Source organism: Cecembia lonarensis LW9, from assembly GCF_000298295.1.
Classification (GTDB): Bacteria; Bacteroidota; Bacteroidia; order Cytophagales; family Cyclobacteriaceae; genus Cecembia; species Cecembia lonarensis.
Genome location: NZ_AMGM01000219.1, coordinates 1 through 960 on the forward strand (window position 1 = coordinate 1; position 960 = coordinate 960).

At 65.1% G+C, this 960-nt stretch carries 1 protein-coding gene; it reads left to right on the plus strand.

The window, feature by feature from the left end; translation table 11 throughout:
- Positions 1 to 960: DNA gyrase subunit A (locus B879_RS23845; protein ID WP_040401546.1), on the plus strand; the 960-nt coding region annotated here is incomplete at both ends.

Here is a 960-nt window from a genome sequence, read left to right on the forward strand (position 1 = left end):
GCAAGAACCAGGAACCCACGATCCTGCCGGCACGTTTCCCGAACCTGTTGGTCAACGGCTCGGCCGGCATCGCGGTGGGCATGGCCACCAACATTCCGCCGCACAACCTGCGCGAGGTCGCCTCCGGCGTCCAGTGGTACCTGGAAAACCCCGAGGCGACCCGTGAGGAACTGCTCGAGGCCTTGATGCTGCGCGTCAAGGGCCCCGATTTCCCCACCGGGGCCATGATCCTGGGCACGAAGGGCATCTCCGATGCCTACCGCACCGGCCGTGGTTCGATCACCATGCGCGCGGTGGTTTCCGTGGAGGAACTGCAGGGACGCACCTGCCTGGTGGTCACCGAATTGACCTACCAGTCCAACCCGGACAATCTCGCGGTGAAGATCGCCGAACTGGTCAAGGACGGCAAGGTCGCCGGCATCGCGGATCTGCGCGATGAAACCTCGGGTCGTACCGGCCAGCGCCTGGTCATCGTGCTTAAGCGCGATGCGGTGGCCAAGGTCGTGCTGAACAACCTGTACAAGCACACCGAGCTGCAGTCGAACTTCTCCGCGAACATGCTCGCGATCGTCGACGGGGTGCCGCGCACCCTGTCCATCGACGCGTTCATCCGCCACTGGGTCCACCACCAGATGGAAGTCATCGCCCGACGCACCGCCTACCGGCTGCGCAAGGCCGAAGAAGAGGCGCACATCCTGCGCGGTCTGCTCAAGGCCCTCGATGCCCTCGATGAGGTCATCGCGTTGATCCGCCGCTCGAACACCACCGAGGCCGCGCGTGACGGGCTGATGGAACTGCTGGACATCGACGAGGCGCAGGCCCGCGCCATCCTAGACATGCAGCTGCGCCGCCTGGCGGCCCTGGAAGGCCAGAAGATCCAGAATCGGCACGCCGAGCTGGAGATCGAGATCGCCGAATACCAGGCAATCCTGGCCGATCCGCAGCGCCAGCGCGTGATCA